At 44.2% G+C, this 21,008-nt stretch carries 17 protein-coding genes; 12 read left to right on the top strand and 5 right to left on the bottom strand.

The window, feature by feature from the left end:
- The first annotated feature begins 98 nt into the window (after positions 1-98).
- The 9 genes from ACKRAT_RS01220 to ACKRAT_RS01260 all read left to right on the top strand — a co-directional run bounded on the left by ACKRAT_RS01220 (position 99) and on the right by ACKRAT_RS01260 (position 10,852).
- Positions 99-3,770 (top strand): nitrate reductase subunit alpha, encoded by a 3,672-nt coding sequence (locus tag ACKRAT_RS01220; protein ID WP_411843302.1) that lies wholly within the window; start codon positions 99-101, stop codon positions 3,768-3,770.
- Positions 3,760-5,316 (top strand): nitrate reductase subunit beta, encoded by a 1,557-nt coding sequence (narH, locus tag ACKRAT_RS01225; RefSeq protein ID WP_411843303.1) that lies wholly within the window; start codon positions 3,760-3,762, stop codon positions 5,314-5,316. Before ACKRAT_RS01220 ends, narH begins: the two co-directional genes overlap by 11 nt.
- Positions 5,309-5,878: a nitrate reductase molybdenum cofactor assembly chaperone gene (narJ, locus tag ACKRAT_RS01230; protein ID WP_411843304.1), complete on the top strand. Its 570-nt coding sequence runs from the start codon at positions 5,309-5,311 to the stop codon at positions 5,876-5,878. The genes narH and narJ overlap by 8 nt, the downstream gene beginning before the upstream one ends.
- Positions 5,879-5,885: 7 nt before the next feature.
- Positions 5,886-6,566, top strand: a complete 681-nt coding sequence (gene narI / locus ACKRAT_RS01235; protein ID WP_411843305.1) for a respiratory nitrate reductase subunit gamma — start codon at positions 5,886-5,888, stop codon at positions 6,564-6,566.
- Positions 6,567-6,591: 25 nt separating this feature from the next.
- A complete protein-coding gene (locus ACKRAT_RS01240) occupies positions 6,592-7,044 on the top strand; it encodes a GAF domain-containing protein (protein WP_411843306.1) in 453 nt (150 codons plus the stop codon).
- Positions 7,041-8,099 (top strand): ATP-binding protein, encoded by a 1,059-nt coding sequence (locus ACKRAT_RS01245; RefSeq protein WP_411843307.1) that lies wholly within the window; start codon positions 7,041-7,043, stop codon positions 8,097-8,099. Before ACKRAT_RS01240 ends, ACKRAT_RS01245 begins: the two co-directional genes overlap by 4 nt.
- Positions 8,080-8,730 carry a response regulator gene (locus tag ACKRAT_RS01250; RefSeq protein ID WP_411843308.1) on the top strand — a complete coding sequence of 217 codons (651 nt, stop codon included), beginning with the start codon at positions 8,080-8,082 and terminating at the stop codon, positions 8,728-8,730. The genes ACKRAT_RS01245 and ACKRAT_RS01250 overlap by 20 nt, the downstream gene beginning before the upstream one ends.
- 11 nt (positions 8,731-8,741) lie before the next feature.
- The gene (locus ACKRAT_RS01255) at positions 8,742-9,242 is read left to right on the top strand and encodes a hemerythrin domain-containing protein (RefSeq protein ID WP_411843309.1); all 501 of its coding nucleotides are present in this window, start codon (positions 8,742-8,744) and stop codon (positions 9,240-9,242) included.
- Positions 9,243-9,358: 116 nt separating this feature from the next.
- Positions 9,359-10,852 carry an MFS transporter gene (locus ACKRAT_RS01260; RefSeq protein WP_411843310.1) on the top strand — a complete coding sequence of 498 codons (1,494 nt, stop codon included), beginning with the start codon at positions 9,359-9,361 and terminating at the stop codon, positions 10,850-10,852.
- A gap of 66 nt (positions 10,853-10,918) precedes the next feature.
- On the opposite strand, the gene ACKRAT_RS01265 is transcribed toward ACKRAT_RS01260, so the two are convergent.
- The 5 genes from ACKRAT_RS01265 to ACKRAT_RS01285 all read right to left on the bottom strand — a co-directional run bounded on the left by ACKRAT_RS01265 (position 10,919) and on the right by ACKRAT_RS01285 (position 16,458).
- On the bottom strand, positions 10,919-11,836 hold the full coding sequence (locus ACKRAT_RS01265; RefSeq protein WP_411843311.1) for an ABC transporter ATP-binding protein: 918 nt from the start codon (positions 11,834-11,836) through the stop codon (positions 10,919-10,921).
- Positions 11,836-12,879: an ABC transporter ATP-binding protein gene (locus tag ACKRAT_RS01270; protein ID WP_411844391.1), complete on the bottom strand. Its 1,044-nt coding sequence runs from the start codon at positions 12,877-12,879 to the stop codon at positions 11,836-11,838. The genes ACKRAT_RS01265 and ACKRAT_RS01270 overlap by 1 nt, the downstream gene beginning before the upstream one ends.
- Positions 12,880-12,884: 5 nt before the next feature.
- On the bottom strand, positions 12,885-13,814 hold the full coding sequence (locus ACKRAT_RS01275) for an ABC transporter permease (RefSeq protein WP_411843312.1): 930 nt from the start codon (positions 13,812-13,814) through the stop codon (positions 12,885-12,887).
- Complete coding sequence (locus ACKRAT_RS01280; RefSeq protein WP_411843313.1) at positions 13,804-14,742, bottom strand: ABC transporter permease; 939 nt, start codon at positions 14,740-14,742, stop codon at positions 13,804-13,806. Before ACKRAT_RS01280 ends, ACKRAT_RS01275 begins: the two co-directional genes overlap by 11 nt.
- Positions 14,743-14,811: 69 nt before the next feature.
- Complete coding sequence (locus tag ACKRAT_RS01285; protein ID WP_411843314.1) at positions 14,812-16,458, bottom strand: peptide ABC transporter substrate-binding protein; 1,647 nt, start codon at positions 16,456-16,458, stop codon at positions 14,812-14,814.
- Between the two features lie 553 nt (positions 16,459-17,011).
- Here ACKRAT_RS01285 and ACKRAT_RS01290 point away from each other — a divergent pair.
- The 3 genes from ACKRAT_RS01290 (at position 17,012) to ACKRAT_RS01300 (ending at position 20,982) form a co-directional block, all read left to right on the top strand.
- The gene (locus ACKRAT_RS01290; RefSeq protein WP_411843315.1) at positions 17,012-18,877 is read left to right on the top strand and encodes a metallophosphoesterase; all 1,866 of its coding nucleotides are present in this window, start codon (positions 17,012-17,014) and stop codon (positions 18,875-18,877) included.
- Between the two features lie 115 nt (positions 18,878-18,992).
- On the top strand, positions 18,993-20,432 hold the full coding sequence (locus tag ACKRAT_RS01295; RefSeq protein ID WP_411843316.1) for a Na+/H+ antiporter NhaC family protein: 1,440 nt from the start codon (positions 18,993-18,995) through the stop codon (positions 20,430-20,432).
- A gap of 112 nt (positions 20,433-20,544) precedes the next feature.
- Positions 20,545-20,982 (top strand): VOC family protein, encoded by a 438-nt coding sequence (locus ACKRAT_RS01300; protein WP_411843317.1) that lies wholly within the window; start codon positions 20,545-20,547, stop codon positions 20,980-20,982.
- The last annotated feature ends 26 nt before the right edge of the window (positions 20,983-21,008 follow it).

Below are 21,008 nucleotides of genomic sequence, written 5' to 3' on the forward strand. Positions count from 1 at the left end.
TAGGGAATTTCCTTGGATAATTAGGAAGTTCCCTAATATATTCTTTGTGAATATTATTACATAATTAGATTAACTTAATCTACGAGGGAGTGTACCCAATGTTCAAAGGGTTGAAATATTTTAAACCAACAGAGAAATTTAATGGTGACTGGTCGGTGCTTGAACAAAAGAACCGGGACTGGGAACGTTTATATAGAGAACGCTGGAGCCATGATAAAGTGGTGCGTACGACGCATGGCGTGAATTGTACAGGATCATGTTCCTGGAAAGTATTTGTAAAAAACGGTGTGATTACCTGGGAGAACCAGCAAATTGATTATCCGTCATGTGGTCCGGACATGCCTGAATTCGAACCTCGTGGATGTCCGCGCGGCGCATCGTTTTCATGGTATGAGTACAGCCCGCTGAGAGTGAAATTTCCATACGTCCGCGGAATCCTTTGGAAAATGTGGCAACAGGCTTTAAGTGAATACGGGGATCCTGTTAAAGCGTGGGAATCCATTGTTGAAGACGAAGAGAAGGCAAAAGCCTATAAGCAGGCCCGTGGTAAAGGCGGGCTTGTCCGTGCCTCCTGGAGGGATGTAACAAAACTCATTGCAGCACAGCTGATTTATACAATAAAAGAATACGGCCCGGACAGAATTGCAGGATTTACGCCGATTCCGGCAATGTCCATGATCAGTTATGCATCCGGTGCCAGATTTATATCGCTGCTCGGCGGAGAGATGCTTTCATTCTATGACTGGTATGCGGATCTGCCGCCTGCTTCACCACAAATCTGGGGAGAGCAGACAGACGTTCCCGAATCTTCGGATTGGTACAATTCGTCCTATATCATCATGTGGGGATCCAACGTTCCTATGACAAGGACGCCGGATGCGCACTTTATGACAGAAGTGAGATACAAGGGTGCGAAGATCGTCTCAGTTGCACCGGATCACGCTGAAAGCGTCAAATTTGCAGACAACTGGCTGGCTCCAAACCCGGGGGCGGATGCAGCATTGGCACAGGGAATGACCCATGTCATTCTTGATGAATTTTATGAAAAGCGGAAAGAGCCTTTATTCATAAACTACGCGAAAAGATTTACGGATCTGCCGTTCCTCCTCATTCTCGAGGAAGATGGCAGCACACATAAAGCCGGCAGATTTTTACGGGTAAGTGACCTGGAAGAAGTCCATGAGAAAGGGGAATGGAAGCCGGTCCTTCTGGATGAACTGTCTGAAGAAGTTGTGGTACCGAATGGTACGATGGGCCAAAGATATGAAGCGGGTAAAAAGTGGAATCTGAAAATGGAAACAGATGACGGCACGACGATTCATCCGGCACTTTCCATCCTGGAACAGGCGGATGGCAGATGTGACATTGATTATCCGGAATTCGACAATGCCGGCAACAGCAGATTTACAAGACCGATCCCCTACAAAACAGTGCAGTTGAAAGATGGCAGTGCGGTCAAAGCCGCGACGGTCTATGATGTGATGTTGAGCCAGTATGGTGTCAGCCGATTTGGGGACGCCCGTGAAGCAAAGGGGTATGACGATGCTGACAGCATATATACACCGGCATGGCAGGAAAAGATCACAGGCGTGAAATCTTCGGTTGTGACTCAGATCGGCAGAGAGTTCGCTCAAAATGCGATTGATACCGAAGGGAAATCGATGATCATCATGGGAGCGGGAATCAACCACTGGTTCAACTCGGATACGATTTACCGTTCTATATTAAACCTGGTTATGCTTTGTGCGACCCAGGGGGTCAACGGCGGCGGTTGGGCGCATTACGTGGGACAGGAGAAATGCAGACCGATAGAAGGCTGGTCTTCACTCGCCTTTGCCAAAGACTGGCAGGGTTCGCCCAGACAGCAGAATGCAACAAGCTGGTTCTATTTTGCAACAGAACAATGGAAATACGAAGAAGCCTCTGTTGAGTCCCTGAAAGCTGAAACCGGAGATGCACTGAGATATTCCCATCCGGCAGACTACAATGTCCTGGCAGCGAGACTGGGATGGCTGCCGTCCTATCCGCAATTTGACCGCAGTTCGCTATCCTTCTTTGACGATGCGAAACGGGCGGGGGATACGTCTGATGAAGCGATCCGCCAAAAAGCGATTGAGGCGCTGACCGGGAAGAAGATGAAGCTGGCCATCGAAGACCCGGGTGCCAAAAAGAACCATCCGAAAACATTGTTTGTATGGCGTTCAAATCTGATTTCATCTTCAGCGAAGGGACAGGAATATTTCCTGAAACACCTGCTCGGCACAAAGAGCGGACTGCTTGCTGAACCGAACCGGGACGAAAAGCCGGAAGAAATCAACTGGATGGATGAAGAGACGGAAGGTAAACTGGATCTGCTTGTGTCATTGGATTTCAGGATGACATCGACACCGCTTCACTCCGACATCGTTCTGCCGGCGGCAACATGGTACGAAAAAACAGATATTTCTTCCACTGATATGCATCCATTCGTCCATCCGTTCAATCCGGCAATCAATCCGCTGTGGGAATCAAGAAGTGACTGGGATATTTATAAAACGATCGCGAAAGATTTTTCCGAGCTTGCGGCAACGCATCTGCCCGACCCCATTAAAGACGTCGTTACGATGCCGCTGATGCATGACTCACCCGGCGAAATCTCGCAGCCCCTCGGAGAAGTGAAAGACTGGTCCAAAGGTGAGGTGGAGGCGATTCCCGGTCTGACGATGCCGAACTTCAATGTGGTGGAGCGGGACTATACACAGATTTTCGATAAGTATATTACAGTGGGGCCTCAGCTGGCTGAGGGGAAGATTGGTGCACACGGTGTCACTTTCAATGCAAAAGAGGAATTTGAAGAACTGAAATCCATCATCGGTGTCCATACTGATGGGTCTCTGAAGAATGGACTCCCTAAAATAGATACAGCAAGAAGAGCGGCGGATATGGTTCTGCATATGTCATCCGCAACGAATGGCAGACTCTCCCAAAAGTCCTATGCGGCACTGGAAGAGGATACGGGTATGACACTGAAGGATATTTCATCCGACCGTGAAAACGAAAAGATAACTTTCAACAATATTACGGCCCAGCCGAGGGAAGTGATACCGACGGCAGTCTTTCCGGGATCCAACAAAGGCGACCGGAGGTACTCACCATTTACAACGAACGTGGAGCGGGATGTACCGTTCAGAACATTGACCGGACGGCAGTCATTCTATATCGACCATGAATTCTTCAGACAGTTCGGCGAGAGCCTGCCGGTATACAAGCCGACACTGCCGCCGATGGTCTTCGGCACCAGGGACAAGAAGATAAAGGGCGGCGTGGACAGTCTGGTGCTCAGATATCTGACGCCGCACGGCAAATGGAACATCCACTCAACATACCAGGACAACCTGCACATGCTGACTTTATTCAGAGGCGGCCCCAATGTCTGGATCAGCGTCGAAGATGCGAAGGCGCATAACATCAACGACAATGACTGGCTGGAAGTGTATAACAGAAACGGTCTGGTGACGGCAAGAGCAGTCGTTTCCCATAAAATGCCCAAAGGCACGATGTTCATGTATCACGCACAGGACAGACACATTCAGGCAGCAGGCTCGGAAATAACAGATACAAGGGGCGGCAGCCATAATGCACCGACAAGAATTCACCTGAAACCGACGCAGCTGGTCGGCGGATACGCCCAGATCAGTTACGGATTCAACTATTACGGCCCGATCGGAAATCAAAGGGACGTATATGTAGCAGTAAGAAAAATGAAGGAGGTAGATTTCCTTGAAGATTAAAGCTCAAGTGGCAATGGTTATGAATCTGGATAAATGCATCGGCTGCCATACGTGTTCTGTGACATGCAAGAGTACATGGACAAACCGTGAAGGCGCGGAATACATGTGGTTCAACAACGTCGAGACCAAGCCGGGCATCGGTTATCCAAAACGGTGGGAAGACCAGGAGGTCTATAAAGGCGGCTGGACGCTGAATAAAAAAGGCAGACTAGAATTGAAGTCGGGCAACAGGATGTCAAAAATCGCTCTGGGCAAGATTTTCTACAATCCGGATATGCCCGAGATGAAAGACTATTATATTCCGTGGACATACAACTATAAAAACCTGATTACAAGAGGACAGGGGGAACATTCCCCGGTGGCAACTGCACGCAACGTTATAACTGGAGAAAAAATGGATCCCGAATGGGGGCCGAACTGGGAAGATGACCTGGCCGGCGGACACATAACAGGACCGAGTGATCCAAACATCCAGAAAATTGAGGAAGAGATCAAATTCAACTTTGAGCAGTCCTTCATGATGTACCTTCCGCGTCTTTGCGAACACTGTCTGAATCCAAGCTGTGTCGCATCATGCCCGAGCGGTGCAATGTACAAACGTGACGAAGACGGCATCGTACTGGTTGACCAGGAAGCGTGCCGGGGATGGAGATACTGCATGACCGGCTGTCCTTATAAAAAAGTCTACTTCAACTGGAAAACGAACAAAGCTGAAAAATGCACATTCTGCTACCCGAGAATTGAAACCGGGCTGCCGACGGTATGCTCGGAAACATGCACCGGACGCATCCGCTATCTGGGCGTGCTTCTGTATGATGCAGACAGAGTGCTCGAAGCGGCAAGTACAGAAGATCCAAAAGATTTATATAAAGCACAGCTGGACCTGTTCCTGGATCCGAATGATCCGGAAGTGGTTGCACAGGCGGAAAAGGACGGAATCAGCTACGACTGGATTGAAGCGGCCCAGCAATCACCAATCTATAAACTTGCGATTGAATACAAGCTTGCTTTCCCGCTTCACCCGGAATACAGAACAATGCCGATGGTCTGGTATGTACCGCCGCTCAGTCCAATCATGAACTACTTTGAAGGTAAAGATTCCATCAAGAACCCGGATGCGATATTCCCGGCGATTGAAGAGATGAGAACACCGGTGCAATACCTTGCGAATATGCTTACGGCGGGGGATACAACGACCGTGAAGGAATCCCTGCAGCGTATGGCAATGATGAGAAGTTATATGCGTGCAGCGACGAGCGGAAAGGATTTTGACGAATCCAAACTGGAACGGGTCGGTCTCACGGCAACACAGACGAAAGAAATGTACCGGCTGCTCGCCATCGCAAAATATGAAGATCGCTTCGTCATCCCGACCTCCCACAGGGAAGGTGTGGTGGACCCGTACCGTGCACAAGGATCTACGGGATATACCCAGGACAGTTTTGCCGATGGATGCGATGGATGCGGTCCTGTGGGAGTCACTGCTGAAAAAACGGGCAAGCAGATTTATGAAGAGAACTTCTATGGGGGGATTTGGCGTGATTAGTTTTGATGAATTGTCCCGATACAAAGATTTGTTCAAGTTTTTCAGCACGCACTTTGATTACCCTGAAAAACTCACGTACCACCCTGAGAGTTTTGCTGTAAAGAATACTGTACCCGAAGCGGTGAAAAAACATATTGAAGAGTATGAAAGGAATGTGATGAACAGAAGTCTGGCCGACAACAGGGAAGAATACATCGATACATTCGATTTTGAAAAAAGGAACAGTCTTTTTATGACGTATGCCAATTTTGAAGACGGCAAAGAGAGAGGACAGATGCTGGCAAAGCTGAAAGTGCTGTATGAAATGTTCGGCCTGCAGATGCCGGATAATGAGCTCTCGGATTATCTGCCATTAATGTGTGAATTCATATATGCAGCGGAGTGGGTACAGGACCGGAGGCGGGATGACAGTTTCTCTTTACTCATCGGAGTAATCGAGGATGGGAGCTATCATCTGCTGAAGTCACTGGAAAAACAGAAAAGTCAATATGAGCCGTTGGTGCGGGCACTGCGTGAAACATTTAAGCAGTGTATGAAGCAACCGGCTAAAGAGCAGGGGTGAGCGGCTGATGATGGATCAATTTTTATGGGTGATATTCCCCTATCTCGCCATCGCAACCTTTATCATCGGCCATATATTCAGGTATCGGTATGATCAGTTTCACTGGACGGCGAAATCAAGCGAATTTATAGAACAAAAACAGCTTAAATGGGGGAGCCTTCTGTTCCATCTGGGTGTAATCCCTGTGTTCTTCGGACATGTTGTCGGACTGCTGATTCCTGCCCCGTGGCTGGCAGCGGCGGGTATCAATGATCACTTATACCATCTGGGCGCAGTCTATATCGGCAGTATATTCGGCATCATGACCCTTGTTGGAATGTTCCTGCTTACTTACAGGAGGCTCAGCAAACCCAGCGTTCTTAAACTGAGTTCCGCTTCGGATATCATTGTAAATCTGATGTTATTATTCATCGTTTTTATCGGATGTTATGCGACGCTTGTCACAAATACGACAACGCCGGATTTTGATTATCGTGCTACAATATCAGTATGGTTACGCGGTTTATTGACCCTGAGGCCCGATGCGGCATTGATGGAAACCGTGCCGTTTACGTTTAAACTGCATGTACTGTTCGGTTTTGCCATCTTCATGATGTGGCCGTTTACCCGATTGGTACATGTATGGAGTGTTCCTTTGAACTACGGTACAAGAAGTTATATATTATATAGAAAGCACAGTGCCAGATAAAACACTTTACGGGAGGGTGAGTGAAATGGAAAATATCATTAAGCGCCCAATCAACTTGAATCGTATTCGACAGATCACTCACTCCGACTGTGTTGGCAGAGCAGAAGAAATCCATACCCATGATGAAATCTTGGTAAAGTGGACTGATATTTCAGGCCATACAAATCAGCGGTATAAAAAGATTGCCGTAAGGCGTGGAAAAGGGATTGCCGGTGTTATTTATAAAACAGGGAAACCGTGGATAGTGGAAGATGTTAATATTGAGATACATCCTGCAGAACGGCATCAGTATCCGATTTTAATGAGCGAGAAAATCCAGTCATTCATTGCTGTTCCAATCATAGAAAATAACATGCCGGAAGGTGTGATCCTCATTGGCTACAGGAAACCAAATCGAGTGAAGAAATCTTTAACGATGAATTATATCAGAGATATACAGACAGTGTGCCAATGTGAACTGGGGGGAGTTCATTTATGAATAAGCAGGAAAGCCTAACGCAATATTTACAGCTGTTGTTTGATCAGGCGAATGAAATCATTTTCTTTTTGGATAAGGATGGGAAAATCATTTACCGCAACAGTGCTTCGCAGGAAATTATGGAAGACGGCATTCAGGACCAGCTGGATAATGCGATATGCCATCATTGCGAAGGGCTGACGGATGAAAATCATCTGGTCACATGCGAGGGGTGCTATTTATACAGCGGCGTCGATAATAAAGTTGACTTCCAGCTTTTTATGAAACTTCGGGACGGGACGGTGAAGCCGTACTCCGCAAACTATCAGACGCTCAGTTATGAAGACGACATAAAGGTTCTCAGATTAAACAATGTATCCAATCAGATCAAGACGCAACAGGTGCTGCATCAAAAAATGCTGACAAAGCGCATTATGGAAGCACAGGAGGACGAACGAAAAAGAATTTCTCGTGAACTGCATGACAGCATCATCCAGAATATATTGAATATTCTTGTGGAAGTCCGTTTGTTTAAATATCTGTCTGCAGACGATCTGAAGGTCAAAACGGAACAGACCGAGTATCTGCTCAATAATCTGATGAAATCCATACGGAATATTTCCGTTGAACTGCGCCCTTCCTCTTTGGATGATTTAGGTCTGTTATCCGCACTGAGATCCCATTTCAAATATGTAGGGAAACATTACGGATTGTCGGTGTTATTTGAAAGTAATATAGATGATGCACGCTTTGACACTGAAATCGAAACGGCATTATACCGGATAATCCAGGAAGCTGTATTTAATACGATGAAGTACGCGAATGCTGATGCAGTTGAAGTCACACTGATGAATCGTCATGAGTATCTGGAAGTCATTATTGAAGATGAAGGAGAAGGGTTCGACATGCACAGCTCACCACAGGGCTCAGGACTGGGCTTGTTCGGCATGAGGGAAAGGGCAGAAGCCATCGGTGCGAGTCTAAGCATTAAAAGCGCTGTCGGCAAAGGGACGAAAATTGTCTTGTTGCTGCCTTTGAAAAAGGAGGACGGCATACATGAAAATAGTGATCGCTGATGATCATTCCGTAGTACGCAGTGGGTTTTCGATGATTATAAATTATCAAAAAGATATGGAAGTTGTCGCCACGGCAGGCGATGGACTGGAAGCATACAGAATGGTCCAGAAATATGAACCGGATGTCATCTTAATGGATATCAGTATGCCGCCGGGTGAATCAGGCCTGATTGCGACTGGCAAGATTGCGCAGGATTTCCCCGATACAAAAATAATCATACTCACAATGTACGATGATGATGAGTACTTGTTCCATTCACTTAAAAACGGAGCGAAAGGATATGTGCTTAAAAGTGCTCCGGACGAAGAGTTACTGGATGCCATACGTTCCGTCTATACAGGGGATACTTACGTGCATCCCAAAATGACGAACATCCTTGTAAAACAATTTTTAACCAATGATGAAATGGCGAAGGATGAGACGAACCCATTTAAGATACTTTCGAAAAGGGAGCTTGAAATACTGCCATTGGTGGCCAGAGGCTATGGCAATAAAGAAATCGCAGAGAAGCTCTTTATATCTGTAAAGACTGTAGAAGCACATAAGGCAAACTTCATGGAAAAGATCGGTTTATCGTCCCGTCCGGAATTACTGGAGTATGCAATTAAAAAGAAATTAATTGAATTTTAAGCAGGTGAATTATGCAGACGTTTAATTTCAGTATGAAAGCATTGAGGGTTTTAGAGAACGAACACCGGCTGATCATGCATGAAATCACTTCATGGTTCGATCAGATGCGTGTGCTTGAAGCCAGAGGATCGATCGGTGATCAGGAATTGAAAACTTTGATGCACCAGGTTGCCTACAGTAAAGAGATCATTAACAGACACCAGGTGAAAGAAGATAAATATTTCTTTGAAATGCTCGGCCATTACATAGGCATGGACCAGGGACCAATCATGTCAATCCAGGAAGAGCACAATGAAATAGAACAATATTTTACAAATGCATTTGTCATGTATAGAGATGCGACGCCCTTTAAGGACTATTTCCCGTACTTGCAGGAGGCGTATGAAATATTATATATGCACATGTACAAGGAAGAAAACGTTCTGTTTCCCATGGCGGAGAAGCAATTTAAGGCGATTGATGAGGAAAAGCTGCTGGAGCAGGTCAATAGTAATATCTTAGCAGAAACATAAGGCATTCCCTGAGAAAAATCAGGGGAGTCCCTTATGTTTCTTTTTTATTACAGAAATTATAATAGTGGTGAACGGTATAATTAAGGGGAAAATAATATAAGCAAGGTGTGAAAACCATGATCAGGAAAATACAGCTTCCTTTACAAACAGTGAATATGCTTGTCGGTTTTATCTGCTGGGTGATTATTTCCCCTTTGATTCCATTTATTTCAGAGGATGTGAACATTCCGCCGGAACAAGTTGCGATCATTACATCATTACCGGTCGTTCTGGGATCGATTTTAAGAATACCGTTGGGTTACTATGCAAACGTCATCGGGGCCCGTAAAGTGTTTATTATCAGCTTTATTCTGCTGCTGTTTCCGATTTATTATATAAGCAATACATCTTCGCACATAGATCTGCTTATCGGCGGATTTTTCCTGGGAATCGGGGGCGCAATGTTCTCGGTCGGGGTGACCAGTCTGCCGAAGTACTACCCTAAAGAGAAACATGGGCTGATAAACGGGATATATGGTGTGGGGAATATTGGAACGGCGATTGCAAGTTTTTCTGCACCTATACTCGCTGTACAGATTGGCTGGCAAAACACCATCCGGCTGCTGCTGGTTGTGCTCGTCATTTTCATCGTGATTAACATCTTTTTTGGGGATAGACAGGAGAAGCTTGTAAAGCAGCCGCTGATCGGTCAGATCAAGGGAATCATCAACAACGAAAAATTATGGGTGGTTTCATTGTGGTATTTTATCACCTTCGGTTCGTTTGTCGCATTCACGGTGTTCCTGCCGAACTTCTTAATCACGAATTATGGTGTGGACAATGTGGATGCAGGCATCCGGACAGCCGGATTCATCGCACTTGCAACATTCATCAGGCCGCTCGGCGGGTTTATCGGTGATAAGTTCAATCCGCTGATTGCTTTGATGCTGACATTCCTCGGTATAACGATCGGAGGTATCATCCTCGCATTTTCACCGACATTCACATTATTCAGTATCGGGTGTCTCCTTGTAGCGGCAACCTCGGGAATCGGGAATGGACTGGTGTTTAAACTGGTGCCGATGTACTTTAACAAACAGGCAGGGATTGCCAATGGCTTTGTTTCAATGATGGGCGGTCTCGGCGGATTCTTCCCGCCACTGATCCTGGCTGCAATCTACGGTATTACCGGAGAATATTCCATCGGATTCATGCTGTTGTCCCAGATCGCCCTGGCCAGCCTGATTTTGGCCGGATGGATGTTCTATCAGAATAAAGTATTCATTGCGAATGAAGTGTTCAAATCAATGGGGCAGGGCGTGCTGGTAACAGATGAACATGGAAAAATCACCGATGTGAATCCAAGGTTTACGGAAATCACAGGATATACAGAAGATGAAGTGAAAGGCAGGAGTCCAAACATACTGCAATCCGGCGAACAGGATCGGACGTATTACAGCAATATGTGGGATATGCTGAGAGAAGAAGGTATATGGCAGGGAGAGATCACCAACAAAAAGAAAAACGGGGAAATATACAGACAATGGCTGAATATCAAAGAAGTGCGGAGCAATGAAGGCGATGTCGAAAGATATGTGGGTACGTTCTCGGAAATGGATACGGATATATAAATTGATGAGAAGATAAAATTCCATAAATACAAAAAAGCTGCAGATCAAATGTCTGCAGCTTTTTGATTATACAGTCCAGCTGTCATACTCTTTTTGAGAACAGTAGACCAGGTGGCCATTTCCAAAATCTCTTAATTTTAATTCCTCGTCATCCCGGTATTCATGCATGCTCTGGTCATAGGCAAACCGCCTGCGTTCTTTTTCGGAACGGGGGTCCGGCTGTGGGACGGCTGAAAGCAATGATTTAGTGTAGGGGTGGATCGGGTGATTATATAAATCTGATGCTTCCCCTATTTCCATGATTTTTCCTTTATACATTACCGCAATCCTATCAGAAATGTATTTAACCATGGATAGGTCATGTGCGATGAATAAATAGGCCAGTCCCCGGTCCTTCTGAATATTTTTCATCATGTTCACAACCTGAGCCTGTATAGAAACATCCAGTGCCGAAATGGGTTCGTCGGCAATGATCAACTTCGGATCGAAGCTTAATGCCCTTGCGATTCCGATTCTTTGACGCTGTCCGCCGGAGAACTCATGGGGGTAGCGATTGGCATGTTCCCTGTTTAATCCTACTGATTCCAACAGTTCATAAATTTGCTGACGGCGTTCTTTTTTCTTTTTAAACAACCCGTGGATGTCATAGCCTTCTTCCAGTATTTCAAAAACGGTCATCCTGGGATTCAATGATGCATAGGGGTCCTGGAATATCATCTGTAATTTCTGATGGAATGCCTTTTGATCTTTTTTGGAAAGCTTATCATTTTGTTTGCCGTCGAAAATGACTTCACCGCCAGTCTTGTCATATAAATTGATAATCGTACGGCCGGTTGTTGATTTACCACACCCTGATTCTCCCACTAAGCCCAGTGTTTCGCCGGGCATTACGTGGAATGAAATATCATCGACCGCTTTAACAGGATTATTTTTAGAACCAAAATGCTTCTCTAAATTATTAACAGTTAAAATTGGTTCAGCCATTATTTATCACCGCCAGTATATTGGAGGTATCTATTCCTGATTACCTCGGGTATTTCAGTTTTAGGTGCATCCGGATGTAATCTCCAAGTTTTTGCATAGTGGTTCTCTGTCACTTGAAACATGGGCGGGCTTTTCTCGAAATCAATCTTCATCGCACGGGAGTTCCGTGCTGCGAAAGCATCCCCGGCTGGCGGATGGACCAGATTTGGAGGGGAGCCCGGTATTGTCCGTAATTCTTCTGTTTTATCTGCGTTCAAATCGGGCATGGAGCCAAGCAGTCCCCATGTGTAGGGATGCTGAGGGTTGTAGAAAATATCATCTACAGAGCCTATTTCTACAATTTCCCCTGCATACATCACTGCCACACGATCTGCAACATTCGCCACAACGCCCAGGTCATGGGTGATAAATATAATGGACGTTCGAGATTGTTTTTGAATATCCTTCATGACTTCTAAAATTTGAGCCTGAATCGTAACATCCAAAGCAGTCGTCGGTTCATCGGCAATCAGTAATTTAGGATCGGCTGCCAGAGCAATTGCGATAACGACTCTTTGTCTCATCCCTCCCGAAAATTCGTGGGGATACTGTCCCAAACGTCTCTCCGGCATAGGAATACCAACTAGCTTCATTAATTCCAATGCACGCTTTTTGGCATCCCCTTTTGTAATTTTTTGGTGTTTCAACATGACTTCAGTAATCTGTTTTCCTATTTTCATCGTAGGATTCAATGAAGTCATCGGATCCTGGAATATCATACTGATTTCATTGCCGCGAATTTTCTCCATTTGTTTTTCGGATTTTTTCAGCAGGTTTTCACCACCGAAGAGAATCTCCCCGCCGGAATAAATTGCGGGTGGCTGGGGAAGCAATTTCATGATCGCCTGGTTGGTTACACTCTTCCCGGATCCTGACTCCCCAACGATAGCGAGAGTCTCTCCTTCATATACATCAAAACTGACATTTCTCACCGCTTTTACAGTTCCAGCGTAAGTTGAGAAATCAACTTTTAAATTTTTCATTTGTAATAATGGTTCATTCATCATAATCACTTCCTTAACTTAGGATCCAGTGCATCTCTTAAACCGTCTCCAACAGAATTAAATGCAAAAATGGTTAAACAGATCAATGCTGCCGGGAAAAATAGTCTCCACGGGGCATTAGCCAATGCGGGGTAGCCATCGTTGGCCATCGTTCCCCAACTCGCCAATGGTGCAGGGACGCCGAGCCCTAAATAACTTAAGAATGCTTCTGTAAAAATAGCGTTTGGAATTGTTAAAGTCATTGTAACCAGTATCGCACCAAGCGCATTCGGCAGAAGGTGTCGTTTAATTAGATGCAGATTTCCTGCACCCAGTGTTCTTGCTGCAAGTACATATTCCTGATTTTTGAGTTTCAGTATTTCAGAACGTGTAATCCTCGCCATGTTCACCCAGCCTGTGAGTGATAAAGCAATAATCATCGGGAATAATCCCGGCTGCATAACAACGAGTAAAATGATTACGACGAGCAAATAAGGAATCGCAGTTAAAATATCAGCGATACGCATCATGATTTCATCTGTACGTCCGCCTTTCAAACCTGCAATAGCACCCCACGCCACACCAATGATCAAATCAATGATTGCCGCAGCAAATCCGATGAATATTGAAATTCGTGCACCGATCCAGACGCGGGTGAAAATATCCCGGCCCAGAGCGTCTGTACCGAACCAATATGTTCCATTTGGACTGACATTGTAATCACCATTTTGCTGTCTGTAGGTGAATTCTGAAATCATAGGTCCGAATATTGCGCCGATAATGATTATAGATAACGTGATAAAACCCACCAGAGCGAGTTTGTTTCTTATAAATCTTCGGAAAACTTCTCCCCAGAAGGATATAGATTTTTTGGCAAGGCTCTCAGATTCCGATGTTTGAGCGCCTACGACTTCAAAATCCGAAGGATTTAATTCAGGAATGTTCTTATCTGCCATTAGATTTTCCTCCCTTCAGACTGATACGCGGGTCAATGAAGCTGTATAAAATATCTACTATTAAAACAGCCAGCAGTAAAATTACAGAATAAAACACCGTAGTTCCCATAATGACCGTATAATCACGGTTTGAAATACTTGTAACGAAATATTTGCCGATTCCCGGGATGGCGAAAATTTCTTCTATTACGAAACTTCCGGTGATAATCCCGGCGGTCAGCGGGCCCAGATATGTAACTACAGGCAAAAGAGCATTCCTCAGGGCATGCTTAAAAACAACCACCCAGCGGGAAAGTCCTTTGGCCTTTGCCATTTTTACATATTCACTGTTTGTCTCCTCCAGCATACTTGAACGCGTCAGTTTGGCTATAAATGCCATTGGTGTCGAAGCCAGGGCAACTGCCGGTAATATGCTGTATAAAAAGCCGTTCCAGCCGGCAATAGGGAACCATCCCAACTGCAGCGCCAGATAGTACTGCAGCACTGATGCCATAACAAATGATGGAACTGATATACCTATGACGGCTAATATACTCATGAAATAATCCGGCCATTTATTATGGAACAGCGCGGCAATTGTGCCTATCAGCACACCTAAACTAATTGCTATGAACATCGCTTCCAGCCCAAGTGTCATAGAAATGGGAAATCCTTCAGCAATCATGTCGTTTGTCTCTCTGTATTTATACTTCATCGAGGTACCGAAGTCCCCAGTTGCAGTGTTAACCAGATAGTCCTTGTACTGTACGTACCACGGATTATCCAATCCATATTTTTCATTCAGGCTTTCCTGTATCGCTGGCGGTACTGCTCTTTCAGATGCAAAGGGATTACCTGGAGCCAGTCGCATTAGGAAAAACGTTGCGGTAATGATTAAAAATAAAGCGATGATGATATAGATTAAACGTTGACCGAGATACTTAATCATCGTTACGTGCTCCTTTCTCAAAAATGACAGGTGAGTATTATATTAATACTCACCTGACAATAGACTTTCTTATTGTTCAATATCTACATATTTTAACTGTACATTTCCGAGCGGATCGGATGCCATGTTTTTAACTTTGTCATCATGAACTGAAAGATTCGTATAGAAGTAGACAGGCGCGATAGGGAAGTCATTCATAAGTATCTCTTCAGCATCTTTCAGCATCTGAGTACGTGCTTCCGGATCTGTCTCCTCAGCTGCATCATTTAACAGTTGAGTATACTCTTCATCAGTCCAGCCTGTATTGTTGTTGCCGCCTTCAGCTTTGAAGATCTCGAGGAAGTTAACTGGATCGTTAAAGTCTCCCAGCCAGCCGTAACGTCCTACCTGGTGCTGACCGGCATCGAGTTCCTCAAGGAATACCTGCCATTCCGAGTTGTTCAGAGTGACGTCGATTCCAAGATCTTCCACCCAGCCCTGTTGAACGAATTGAGCAACTGCAGCGTGAGCTTCACTTGTGTTGTAGGATAAAGCAATTTGAAGTTCAGAAGGATCACTTAAACCAAGTTCTTCCAATCCTTTATCGAGTGCTTCTTTAGCTGCATCAATGTTATTGGATTCGAAGTAGTCAGCCGGTTCTTCAAAACCTTCCATTGTTAATGGAACAAGACCGGTAGCTGGTTTCTGTTCACCTTTAGTAACATTTTCGATGAGACCTTCGCGGTCGATTGCGATCGACAGTGCTTCACGGATGTTTTTGTTCTGCATAATTTCATCTTGCGTATTGAATACATACATGTAAGTTCCCGCCTGGTCTCTTACATTGAGTGTGCCTTCTTCTTTGAATTGATTCAAAGCGTTCAAATCAATTGTATTAAACGGTGAACCTAAATAATCCAGGTCTCCGGATTGATACATTTTCAAAGCAGTCGCTTCACTTTCAACCATGTCGATGTTTACAGTATCTAAAGCAACGTTTTCAGCATCCCAGTATGAGTCGTTTTTATTAAGTACGATTGCATCGGAACTTGTAAAACTTTCTAAATTAAATGGTCCGTTCCCAACGTAGTTTTCACCATTTGGATCTGTATGCCAATCAGGGTTTTCTTCAGCTACTTTGGAATTCACAGGGAAATAAGTGTAGAATGCTGTGAGTTCATCAAAGTACGGCGTCGGGTTATTCAATGTCACTTCCAGTGTTTTATCATCAACTGCTGTGACAGCAACATCGTCTGCACTGCCTTCACCGGTATTGTATGCTTCAGCCCCTTGTATGTAATACAGCTGGTAAGCATAGTCAGAAGCGTTCTCGGGATCCAGTGCCCATTTCCAGGCATATTCAAAATCCTGTGCTGTAACAGGGTCGCCATTTGACCATTCAGCATCTCTTAATGTGTAAGTGTATGTTAATTCATCTTCACTCATTTCAATATTTTCAGCCATTGCCGGTTCAGGATTACCTTCCGGGTCCAGGCGAGTCAGGCCTTCGAATACACTGGCCATAATTGCACCGGATGTCGTATCAGTTGCCAATGCCGGGTGGAAGGATGGTGGGTCTGAAGTGATGGATAAATTGATGGACTTTTCTGATCCTTCATCACCGCCAGCACTGCTCTCTCCTCCCTCATCACTGTTGCTGCTTTCTCCTCCAAAGTTACATGCCGCTAACGCCAGCATCATCGTAGCGAGAAGTAATAAACTCTTAAAACTCTTCATACAGTAATTCACTTCCTTTTCCTTATTTGTAATGTAATTCCGCTTTATACAGAAATACATCCCTTTCTTTTGTGAAAAATAAATACACCCTGTTGCTGAAAACGATTTCCTTTATAGATTATCTACAATATTCACAATAATGTCAAATCTTTTTTTAGTCTTTTTAATGAAAATAAAAGTAATATTTTAAATTTAAGGATAATTCGGTTAAATATAAAATACATAAAAGTAGTCTAAATATGCACGAGTGAATTTTAAGAATATTTGAAATAGTGTAATATAATTTCTTTGTATTAATTTGATGCTGGGATTTTATAAATAGAGGATTTGATAATGAATCGTTATGAATCCGTTTATTTCAGCCAAATACCGGATTCAGGCGTTTAATGCTCCGAAAAAAGTTTTGATTAAAATATAAATTGTTAATATTGTTAAATTTTATTAACTCAAGTAAAGATTTCTTTACCAAATATTAAAATTGCCTATACATTCATGTTTTATAATATAAATGCACTATGAATGACGCGCTTAAAATATGGGAGGTATTATGAGAATGAATTTTAATTTATTTCACAAAAGACGAATACCGGCAGCAGGAGTCATAGCAATTGTCATTTTTGCACTGATCATATCTGCTTTATTTAGTCCGGTAACATATGCAGCCGGCGGGGGCGGCCCTGTTAGTCCGGATAAGAATTCTGAAGATAGTGTTGAAGAGAAAGAAGTATTTAATCCTGTCCTGACGGAGACTAAGCCCGAAGTGGCGGATATAGAACCCAATAATTTACCCAACCGTATTATCACTACGTTTAACGGGGATACCGGGAGTGAAATGGGATTTAGCTGGTATACAACCGACTTATTCGAAGATTCCAAAGTATGGGTTTCCAAATCCGGGAAATTTGATGATACTTTAGTATTCGAAGCAGAAGCAAAAGAGGTTACTTCCAGTTATGGTGAACGTGACGCCAACGGAAATTACATATTTGCCGAAGTAAAAGAAGATGAGGAAGGGGAGCCTGTGAAAGAGGAAAACGGCAAACCTGTAATCAATGGCTATTATACGGATGCCCAGGCACATGGTGATGACTGGATGAGCGGGGATTACGGCCATATCGAACTCACCGATGTCACTGAATATTCCTATGAGGCACAGGCGACTGGTCTGGAGGCGAATACGACTTACTACTATCAAGTGGGCAGTTTATCAGGCAAAGTAAGTGAATTTGGAAAGTTCAAAACTTCCGGTGAAAATGGAGATCCGTTCAAATTTGTACATTACACGGATACTCAAAATGCCTTTTGGAATGAAAACGTACGCAACGAAGCTGCATTCGGTGCAGATACTTTGAAAAGGGCGCTTGAAACTGCCGGCAATGCAGATTTTGCACTTCATACAGGTGACATAGTGGAAGTTGCTGAAGTGGAAGATGAGTGGGTGGATCTATATGAACAGTCCCGCCCGTACTTCATGCAGACTGCTATGGCAGTGGCACCGGGTAACCACGATGAGTATGCACTGAATTACGGTGATGACCCGCTTACAGAAAAATTCAACGAGCATGCCAATATTCCGGTGACGAATGAAGCAGTTTCCGGGGGCTCCTACTACTCATTCGACTACAACGGCGTGCATTTTGTAACGCTGAATACAAACGACAACAAAGAATCTGATGATAATCCGGAAGGCAAGGCAATCGGTGAAGAGCAGATGGAATGGATCAAAGAAGATGTAAAGCAGGCACGTGAAGATGGTGCTGAATGGATCGTGCTTAATTACCATAAGCCGCTTTATTCCAAATCCTATCATTCACTGCAGGATGAGGACGTCCAATTGGTAAGGGAAGAACTTACTGCCCTAATAGATGAATTGGATATCGATCTCGCACTTCAGGGACATGATCACGTGATTTCAAGAACACATTCCCTTACTCATGTACCGACTGATGAAAATTTCTCCAATGCCGAAGTTGAAGATGTTCAAACACATATCGGACAAAACGGTGTAGAGTATATGCAAAATCCGGACGGCACTGTATATGTCTTGCCGAACACCGGGGGTACTAAAGAATATGATGATGTTTACTCCAAAGGTTTGGAACATCTTCACGAAGTAAGGCCGGAACTTGATTGGATGACGCAGGAAGATATGGATCACTATAACAGCCTGTTCGGTTTCGGCGGTCAGCCGCAGGAAACAGATGCTTTTGAAGAGTCCCACTCCAACAACCGTAACTCTTCCACTCAGAACTTTGCAGTGTATGAAGTGGTGGATGACGAAATGATTGTACGGATGTACCAGATAAGAGGTGAACTCCTCCAGGGTGGGGAACGTACAGTCGAGCTCATAGACGAATTCGGCATTTACAAAGATGCAGAAAGCAAAGACGCCGAAGAAATAGATGATGAGGCTGCGTAAAATTTAAATGAAGAGATTCTCCCGGAAATGGGAGGATCTTTTTTTATTGCTAATCCCTATAAAAATGGTATGATATTGAGCGTTGAAGATTTTATTTAAATAGGGGTGAGTCAGCTTGAGTTCAATTAGGGGGAGCAATACCCAGAAAATACCGAAAAGAAATTGGAAGTTCCAGTTGCCGAATGTCCTCGTGATGATGTTCATCATTATTTTATTCGCCTGCCTTTTGACTTATATCGTTCCTGCAGGCCAATTTGAAACAGACGAGGCAGGGATATCGGTTGCCGGTACATACCAGTCGATTGAACAAACGCCTGTAAATCCACTGGAAGCACTTAACTTAATACTTGAAGGCGGGATACAGGCAAGTCAAATTGTCATCCTGCTATTATTTATGGGTGGGTTCTTCGGAGCGGTTTTTGCACTGGATTCGATTCCGAATGTAATTAATTACTTCGTTTACAAATATGAAAATATGGGGCCGAATATATTGGTGCTCGGCCTGTTCACCCTGATGGGGTTCATCGGTTTCTTCATCGGCGGGGATATGATGATTGTCTTTGTCACACTGGGTGTCATATTGGCCAGGAAGGTCAGACTCGATCCCATATCGGCGCTTGCCATGACATTCCTGCCATTATTCCTGGGCTTTTCCGTCGGTCCTTCAGGCATGGCAATGATCGGACAGATGATCGCTTCAGAGACCCCGCTATTTTCAGGTTACGGAATGAGAACAGTCATATTCTTAATTTTCATCTCTGTAACTGCAGTGTATGTGCTGGTCTATACGAGAAGAGTCAGTAAAGATAATTCCAGAAGTTTAATGAGTAATGATGACTGGTTAAGAGAATTGGATGAGGACACAGATATAGAAGAGAATAAAGTGAAGACGCTCGCCTGGCAGGACATGAGCGTGCTGCTCATCATGGTTATCGCTCCTATCGTTTTAGCGATAGGGAATACAGTATTGGGCTGGTCTGAAGTATATGGCAACAGTACATTCATCACTGTATTCTTTATAGCATTTGTTTTGTGCTTTCTCATTAAAAGAAAGAGCCTGGATGATATGGTTGCATCTTTCACAAAAGGTGTACAGGATATGGTCATCGTTGCTGTTGTCATTATTCTGGCAACGACAATCAGCGTGATTTTGGAAGAAGGCAACATCTTAAGCACGATTGTAAATACAATGACAGAACCACTGGATGGCATGCCGATAGGATTCTCAGCCATCGTGATATTTATCATCAATGCACTCTTTAATTTACTTGTGCCGTCCGGATCGGGACTGATGGGGATTATGATTCCAATCCTGCAGCCGGTAGCGGACGTACTGGGCATGACGCAGCAGGTGCTCATTACAGCAATCGGTTTTGGCGGCGGCCTCGGTAATTTAATCACACCAACACTCGGTGTAACTGTCGGCTCCATTGCACTTGCCAAAGCAAATTTCGGTTCATGGATAAAATTCATGATGCCTTTGTTCCTCATTTGGGTGATCATCGGTTCAGTTATCCTGTACTATCTTGCTACAATCGGATGGACAGGCTACTAAGTGAAAAGCATTTCCTGCGGGAAGTGCTTTTATTTATCTCAGGATATTTTCATTTAAAAGATGTATAATATAAATGCAATGCACCGGCCAAATTTAAAAGGGGGATGTTGTAATGTTTAAAGCAGTGCAGTACTTCAATTTTTCCAATGCTCTGGAAGCTTTGGAGTTTTATCAAAAGAATTTTGGCGCAAGGATTATTTCCAAATCAATGGCGGATAATGAGATGTTCAGAGAATCCCTGGAACACATGGGAATGTCACTGGATGAAGCTGAAAATTTTGTGATGAACGCTGAATTCGAAATCCTTGGACAGCATTTTATGGCTAGTTCCACATGGAAACAGAAAGAAATCGATAACGAAGGTGCGAGCATCTGTTTTACCTTTGATGGGAAAGATAATGAAGCGGTGGAAAAGGCAAAGGATTTCTATGGTCGTGCGGTAGAAGCGGGATGTAAAGTGGATATGGAACTGGGGCCGACAGAGTGGACAGAACTGTTTGCCAGCATCAGGGATCCTTATGGCATCTCATGGATGCTGAGTGCGGAGTAGAAAACAGGCACTCTTCACAAACATTG

Source organism: Salinicoccus sp. HZC-1, from assembly GCF_046736035.1.
GTDB lineage: Bacteria > Bacillota > Bacilli > Staphylococcales > Salinicoccaceae > Salinicoccus.

Bases quoted from the DNA above. Each gene is read 5' to 3' on its own strand.
- ACKRAT_RS01220 (WP_411843302.1), top strand. From the start codon at position 99: ATGTTCAAAGGGTTGAAATATTTTAAACCAACAGAGAAATTTAATGGT.
- narI (WP_411843305.1), top strand. From the start codon at position 5,886: ATGATGGATCAATTTTTATGGGTGATATTCCCCTATCTCGCCATCGCA.
- ACKRAT_RS01240 (WP_411843306.1), top strand. From the start codon at position 6,592: ATGGAAAATATCATTAAGCGCCCAATCAACTTGAATCGTATTCGACAG.
- ACKRAT_RS01245 (WP_411843307.1), top strand. From the start codon at position 7,041: ATGAATAAGCAGGAAAGCCTAACGCAATATTTACAGCTGTTGTTTGAT.
- ACKRAT_RS01250 (WP_411843308.1), top strand. From the start codon at position 8,080: ATGAAAATAGTGATCGCTGATGATCATTCCGTAGTACGCAGTGGGTTT.
- ACKRAT_RS01255 (WP_411843309.1), top strand. From the start codon at position 8,742: ATGCAGACGTTTAATTTCAGTATGAAAGCATTGAGGGTTTTAGAGAAC.
- ACKRAT_RS01260 (WP_411843310.1), top strand. From the start codon at position 9,359: ATGATCAGGAAAATACAGCTTCCTTTACAAACAGTGAATATGCTTGTC.
- ACKRAT_RS01265 (WP_411843311.1), bottom strand. From the start codon at position 11,836: ATGGCTGAACCAATTTTAACTGTTAATAATTTAGAGAAGCATTTTGGT.
- ACKRAT_RS01270 (WP_411844391.1), bottom strand. From the start codon at position 12,879: ATGAATGAACCATTATTACAAATGAAAAATTTAAAAGTTGATTTCTCA.
- ACKRAT_RS01275 (WP_411843312.1), bottom strand. From the start codon at position 13,814: ATGGCAGATAAGAACATTCCTGAATTAAATCCTTCGGATTTTGAAGTC.
- ACKRAT_RS01280 (WP_411843313.1), bottom strand. From the start codon at position 14,742: ATGATTAAGTATCTCGGTCAACGTTTAATCTATATCATCATCGCTTTA.
- ACKRAT_RS01285 (WP_411843314.1), bottom strand. From the start codon at position 16,458: ATGAAGAGTTTTAAGAGTTTATTACTTCTCGCTACGATGATGCTGGCG.
- ACKRAT_RS01290 (WP_411843315.1), top strand. From the start codon at position 17,012: ATGAATTTTAATTTATTTCACAAAAGACGAATACCGGCAGCAGGAGTC.
- ACKRAT_RS01300 (WP_411843317.1), top strand. From the start codon at position 20,545: ATGTTTAAAGCAGTGCAGTACTTCAATTTTTCCAATGCTCTGGAAGCT.